A 6,533-nucleotide genomic window follows, 5' to 3' on the forward strand; every position below is an offset into this window, starting at 1 on the left:
ACAAATTGTTTGTTTTTACTTAAGCTATCTATTTTCATGTATAAACTATTAGCATCTAAATTTTTAATTTCTTTCGATAAACTTATTTCTTTAAAACTCTCTACCTTATATCCCTTAGGATGTAATAAAGATATACAATCCATATAGGTACATAAATATCTATTTTTTATCCAATGAATTAAATTTATATCTTCCTCTTTAAAAATAGGATGCTCATCAAGAATATCAAATAATTCTTTAAACTCTATATTATCTTCTACTTTATTGGCAATCAAAAATATATAGGCTTCTATAGGTTTATTACTCCTTCCAAAAGGAACTAAAACTCTATGTCCTACTTGAATATCTTCCAATAAAAAATCTGGTATTTTATATGTAAACAAGTTATCTGTATAAATGCTGTTATTTTTCACTATAACTTTTGCGTATTTTTCACTATACATAGATTGCTCCTTAAAATTCGCTTCTCTCATATTAAAAGTGACAAATCTATTACTTAAAAATATAAGCATCTATAAATAGATGCTTACTTTTCTAATAATGATTTTACTTTATCTAATATGACATTTGCAACTTCATCCTTTTTCATTTGAGGATATTTACTTATGTTGCCTTCTTTGTCAATTATTTTTACAATATTTGTATCAGTGCCAAAGCCTGCCCCTTCTTCAGTTAAATCATTGGCAACAATAAAGTCTAAATTTTTCTTATTAACTTTACCTTTGGCATTTTCAATAAGGTCATTAGTTTCAGCAGCAAATCCTACTAAAATTTTATCTTTTTTAATTTTTCCTAATTCATAGGCTATATCCTTATTTCTATCTAATTCTATAACTAAATCATCATTGCTTTTTTTAATTTTTTTATCACTATAAGTCTTAGGTTTATAATCTGCAACAGCTGCACTTTTTATTATTACTTGATTCTCATCAAAGTTATCTATAATTGCACTATACATTTCTTCCGCAGATTGAATTTTTATTAGTTTTTTTAAATTAGCTGGTGGAGTTATATTTGTTGGACCACTAACTAAAGTTACATCTGCTCCTCTATCAGCTGCCATTTTTGCAATAGCATATCCCATTTTTCCTGTAGATCTATTCGTTAAATATCTTACTGGATCGATACTTTCCACCGTAGGACCAGCAGTTATCATTATTTTTTTTCCTTGTAAATCTTTATCTCTATTGTTTAATAAATCTATTACTGTATTAACAATAATTTCTGGCGAAGCAAGTTTTCCTTCTCCTATGTCTCCACAAGCAAGTCTACCACTTTCTGGGTTTACAAAATTATAACCTAACTCTTTTAATATATTAATGTTTCTTTGAAGAATAGGATTTTTATACATATTCGTATTCATAGCAGGTGCTATAAGTACTTTCCCTGTAGTTGCCATAACTGTAGTTGTCAACATATCATCACATATACCATTTGCAACTTTTCCAATTACATTTGCTGTTGCTGGTGCAATTAAAAATACATCCGCTTTTTTTGCTAAAGATATATGTTCAACATCCCAAGTTTTTGGTTCTTCAAACATATCATTTACTACATAATTTTGACTTAATGATTGAAAAGTTAGAGGTGTGACAAATTCAGTTGCACTCTTAGTCATAATTATGTGAACATTTGCATTTAGTTTTTTTAGTCTACTTACAACATCACATACTTTGTATACTGCTATTCCACCACTAACACCAATTACTACAGTTTTATCTTTTAACATAATCTTACTCCTCGATTAATTTACTTTGTTCTTCTGCATGTAATGCTTCTGCTATTTCTATTTCTTCTTCAGTTAGTAATCTGTAAGTTATTTTTCCTTCTGATATTTCTTCAGTAGCTAACATTACTGGCTTACCTTTGTTAATTTTACTTTCTACATAAGACTCACTTCCATCAACTATTTCTCTAGCTCTTTTAGCTACTGTTCCTACTAAGTAATATCTGTTGTCTATTTTTGCTAATACTTCATTTATAGATGGTTTCATTTTATAATTCCTCCTTAAATTTTCTTATTATTTCTTCTTCATATCTTGTAGCTTTATTTTTTTCAGCACTTATAATATTTTCTATTTCTATTGCAGCTTCAACTTCTCTATTAGTTTCGTTGAAAATAAAATAGTTATAATCTTTAATTTGCTTGATTTCTTCAAAAGCACAGCTTAATCTTTCTTGCATTTGCTCCTCAGTTTCTGTTCCTCTAGAAGATAATCTACTTTGTAGTTCACTAAGAGTTGGCGGTAAAACAAATATCAAAATTGCATCTGGATAGATTTGCTTTACTTGTCTTGCTCCTTGCATTTCTATTTCAAGAACAACATCTTGACCTTTTTCTAAGCACTCCATAACTGGTCCTTTTGGTGTTCCATAGAAATTACTATAAGTTTGAGCATATTCTAAAAACTCATTTTTACTTATCATATCGTTGAACTTTTCATGTGTTAAGAAGAAGTAATTTACCCCTTCAACTTCACCAGTTCTGGGTTGCCTAGTTGTTGCTGATACAGAAAGTTTTAAATCATTATTTCTATTCATTAATACTTTACAAATTGTGCCTTTTCCTGCTCCAGATGGCCCCGATACAACTAATAAAAGACCTTTCTTATTTATAACCATTAATATTTCATCCTTTCAACTTATCTATTAGTATTATACATTTTCATAGTATTTATCATACTTAATACTATTCAATGTTTTGTATCTGTTCTCTAATTTTTTCTAATTCACTTTTAACTTCTACTACTAAGTTAGTTATATTTATATTAGATGATTTTGAACCTGTTGTATTAACTTCTCTGTTCATTTCCTGAATTAAAAAGTCTATTTTTCTACCTATAGAATCATTTTTTACAACAGTATTTTTAAGTTGTTCAATATGGCTTCTAAATCTTACAATTTCTTCTGTTATAGAGCTTTTATCTGCAAATATGGCAACTTCCTGTGCCAATCTATTTTCATCTATTATACTTGGATTTTCTAATATTTCATTAATTCTACTATATAACTTTTCTTTGTATTCATCTACAACTGTTTCTGAGTGTCTTTCTATTTGGTCTAATAAATCACTTAATATATCACATCTTTTTAATGTGTCTTCAGCAAGCTTTTTACCTTCTTCTTGTCTCATTAGAGCAAGTTTTTCTAAAGTAATGTCTAGTGCTTCCTTTAACATACTCCAGTATAAATCTTCATCTTCTTCTTTTTCCTCACATTTTACTATGTCAGGAAACTTAGCTACGCTCATTACACTTATGTCATCTTGTAAATCAAACTTTTCTTTTATTTCTTTTAGAATCTTTACATATTGATCTGCTAATTTATCATCGAACTTTAAGTTTACATCCTCAGAGCCAACTAAGTCAAGCTTTATATATAAATCTACCCTTCCTCTTTTTACAAAATTTTTAACATAATTTCTTATTTTATCTTCTAAAAAAGATATCTTTCTTGGTAGACGAACATTTATATCACAATATTTGTGATTTATTGTTTTACATTCTACTAAAAAATGATAATTATCATTTTTAAATTCACCTCTACCAAAACCAGTCATGCTTATAGCCATATTATTTATACCTCCAAATTTCCTTCGCATATTTTTTGTGCTCTTCCACTCATGTAAACTTCATCATTAACTAAATCTATTTTTATACTTCCGCCTTCAGAAGTAACATTTACACTTTTACTTACCTTACCTAAATAATTGCTTATAATAACTGCGGCTGTCATACCGGTTCCACATCCTAAAGTATACCCACAACCTCTTTCCCAAGTTCTGACTAATATATTCGAATCATTCAAAACCTTAACAAAATTTACATTAGTATTTTGTGAAAAAATTTCACTTTTTTCAATTATTGGACCATATTTATGTATATCTTCCATATTTATATTATCTACAAATATGACAGTGTGTGGAACACCCATTAACATTGAGCTAACAGTAAATTCTTTATCTAAAATTTGAATGTTTTCATTTATAAAAATTTCTTTTTCGCTATTAACAGGTATATCAGTAGATTTTAAACTTCCTTTACCCATATTAACCTTAATTGTGTCCAATTTATTTTCTTTAAGATTAACTTTTATTTTTTTTATTCCATCTAAAGTATAAACATCAAATTCTTCTTTTTTAACTATATTATTGTCATAAACGAACTTTGCAAAACATCTAAGTCCATTTCCACACATGGATGCTCGACTTCCATCAGCATTATAATATACCATTTCAACATCTGCTACATCACTATTTTTCACAACTAATAATCCATCTGCTCCTACTGAAAACCTTCTATGACAAACTTTCTTTGCTAATTCCCCATAGTTATTATTTACTATATCATCATTTCTACCATCAATTGCTATAAAATCATTACCTATTCCTTGTAACTTCCAAAACTCCATTCATATCGCCCCTTTTTATACAAACAGTTCTAACTTAGTATTATACAATATTATCAGTAAAAAATAAATATTAAGACTTATATCATTTTGATTATGGTTGTATAGTGGTCATTTTTATAATTTTATTTCATTTGCATATTTATGTAAAAGATTATGTTCCCACTATTCACATCTTGGTTATAATATGTAATAATAAGTTTATTACCTATGTCTGAAAGGAGAATATTATGGCATTAGATGGTTTAGTAGTTCATAACTTAGCCTCTGAGCTTCATACAAAGCTTGTGGGTGGTAAAGTTGACAAAATTCATCAACCAGAAAATGATGAATTAGTTTTATTTATAAGAAACAACAAAGAAAACTTCAAATTAGTATTAAGTTCTAGTGCATCAAACCCTAGAGTTTATATAGCCAATGAATATAAAAAAGAAAATCCAATTAAAGCACCTATGTTTTGCATGCTATTTAGAAAATACATACAAGGTGGTATAATTACAGATATTTCTCAAGTTGATTTTGAAAGAATAATAAAAATCAGTGTGGAATCTTTTGATGAATTAAAAGAAAAAACAACAAAAGATATTTATATTGAAATAATGGGTAGACATAGTAATATAATTTTAACTCAAAATAACAAAATAATAGATTCTATAAAAAGGATTCCGCCTAGCGTCAGTAGAGTTCGTCAGTTACTTCCCAATATGACTTATGAGTTTCCACCAGCTCAGAATAAAGTTAACCCTATAAAAGGTATTTCAATTAAAAGTTTTATTAATACTTTAAGAGAATTTAATGGTCCTATATACAAAGGTATCTACTCTAAATTTTTAGGAATAAGTCCATCTGTAGCTAAAGAAATTTGTCATAGAGCTAACTTAACTACTGATGACTATTCCGATGACAAAACTCGTGATGAGTTATCCACTTTATATAGAGCTTTCTCTGATTTATTTACTAAAATAAAAAATGATGAATATGACCCTTGCATAGTTATAGATGAAAGTATAGATAAAGTCATTGATTTTAGTTGCATTAACCTTAGTTTTTTAGATGGAAATAAGTTTATAAAAAAACAATCTATTTCTCAAATTATTGAAGACTACTATAAAACTAAAGACTTCAAAGACAGAGTTCATCAAAGGACATCCGATTTGAGAAAAAGTATTTCTATTAAATTAGATCGACTTTATCATAAACAAAAGAAAATAGAAAAAGAGTTAAGAGATGCTGACAATGCTGATGAATTCAAAATTAAAGGTGAATTACTTACTTCATATATATATATGATAGAAAAAGGTATGGAAAATGTGGAAGTTGCAAACTTCTATGATGAAAATTATTCAAATATTATTATACCTTTAAATAAAAACTTAACACCTTCTGAAAATGCTCAAAAGTATTTTAAAAAGTACAATAAATTAAAAACTGCAAAAATAGAATTAACATCTCAAATTTCTATTTGTAACGAGGAAATTGAGTATTTAGAAAATATTATGTTAGGTATTGAAAACTGCGAAAATTTAGAAGAGCTAACAGATATTAAAGATGAGTTAATTCGACTAGGGTATTCCAAGGCCCCTTATAGATACAAAGCTAAAAAAGATTTAGATATTACTACAAAGCCTAATCAATTTATATCTTCTGATGGATTTACAATTTTAGTAGGTAAAAATAATAAGCAAAATGATTATTTAACATTAAGAATTGCAGACCCAGAAGATATTTGGATGCATACTAAGAATATTCCAGGTTCTCACGTTATTATTAAATGCGCAGGAAAAGAAGTTCCTAATGAGACTTTATATCAAGCTGCTATGCTTGCTGCTTTTTATAGCAAAGGAAGAATGTCTTCTCAAGTTCCTGTAGACTATACTATGAAAAAACATGTTAAAAAACCTAGTGGATCAAAACCTGGTATGGTTATTTACGAAACTAATAATACAATTTACGTTACTCCAACAGAAGAAATGATAGTAAAATTAAAAAAATAGTAACAGAAAGGTAATAAGTTTTCATACTTATTGCCTTTTTATATGTTGATAAAGTTTAAAATATTTATCATATATTTTTGCTTTTACATAAATCCGAGTATATTCCACCAATAATTTTATAGTTTAAAGCAC

7 protein-coding genes are annotated in these 6,533 nt (G+C 27.7%); 1 reads left to right on the top strand and 6 read right to left on the bottom strand.

Annotated elements, in window-relative coordinates:
- From NSA58_RS13790 to dapF, 6 genes are all read right to left on the bottom strand, one after another.
- On the bottom strand, positions 1-443 hold a 443-nt coding region (locus tag NSA58_RS13790), incomplete at its 3' end, for a primosomal protein N' family DNA-binding protein (protein WP_330652576.1).
- 83 nt (positions 444-526) lie between these two features.
- Complete coding sequence (coaBC, locus tag NSA58_RS13795) at positions 527-1,729, bottom strand: bifunctional phosphopantothenoylcysteine decarboxylase/phosphopantothenate--cysteine ligase CoaBC (RefSeq protein WP_039678908.1); 1,203 nt, start codon at positions 1,727-1,729, stop codon at positions 527-529.
- 4 nt (positions 1,730-1,733) lie between these two features.
- Positions 1,734-1,994: a DNA-directed RNA polymerase subunit omega gene (gene rpoZ, locus NSA58_RS13800; RefSeq protein ID WP_039678907.1), complete on the bottom strand. Its 261-nt coding sequence runs from the start codon at positions 1,992-1,994 to the stop codon at positions 1,734-1,736.
- Position 1,995: 1 nt separating this feature from the next.
- The gene (gene gmk, locus NSA58_RS13805; RefSeq protein ID WP_039678906.1) at positions 1,996-2,622 is read right to left on the bottom strand and encodes a guanylate kinase; all 627 of its coding nucleotides are present in this window, start codon (positions 2,620-2,622) and stop codon (positions 1,996-1,998) included.
- Positions 2,623-2,689: 67 nt separating this feature from the next.
- A complete protein-coding gene (locus tag NSA58_RS13810; protein ID WP_039678905.1) occupies positions 2,690-3,571 on the bottom strand; it encodes a YicC/YloC family endoribonuclease in 882 nt (293 codons plus the stop codon).
- Between the two features lie 5 nt (positions 3,572-3,576).
- Positions 3,577-4,410: a diaminopimelate epimerase gene (gene dapF / locus NSA58_RS13815; RefSeq protein WP_039678904.1), complete on the bottom strand. Its 834-nt coding sequence runs from the start codon at positions 4,408-4,410 to the stop codon at positions 3,577-3,579.
- A gap of 227 nt (positions 4,411-4,637) precedes the next feature.
- Between dapF and NSA58_RS13820 the strand changes: the two genes are divergently transcribed.
- A complete protein-coding gene (locus NSA58_RS13820; RefSeq protein ID WP_039678903.1) occupies positions 4,638-6,401 on the top strand; it encodes an Rqc2 family fibronectin-binding protein in 1,764 nt (587 codons plus the stop codon).
- The last annotated feature ends 132 nt before the right edge of the window (positions 6,402-6,533 follow it).

The sequence above is a fragment of the Terrisporobacter muris genome, from assembly GCF_024621905.1.
Taxonomy (GTDB): domain Bacteria; phylum Bacillota; class Clostridia; order Peptostreptococcales; family Peptostreptococcaceae; genus Terrisporobacter; species Terrisporobacter muris.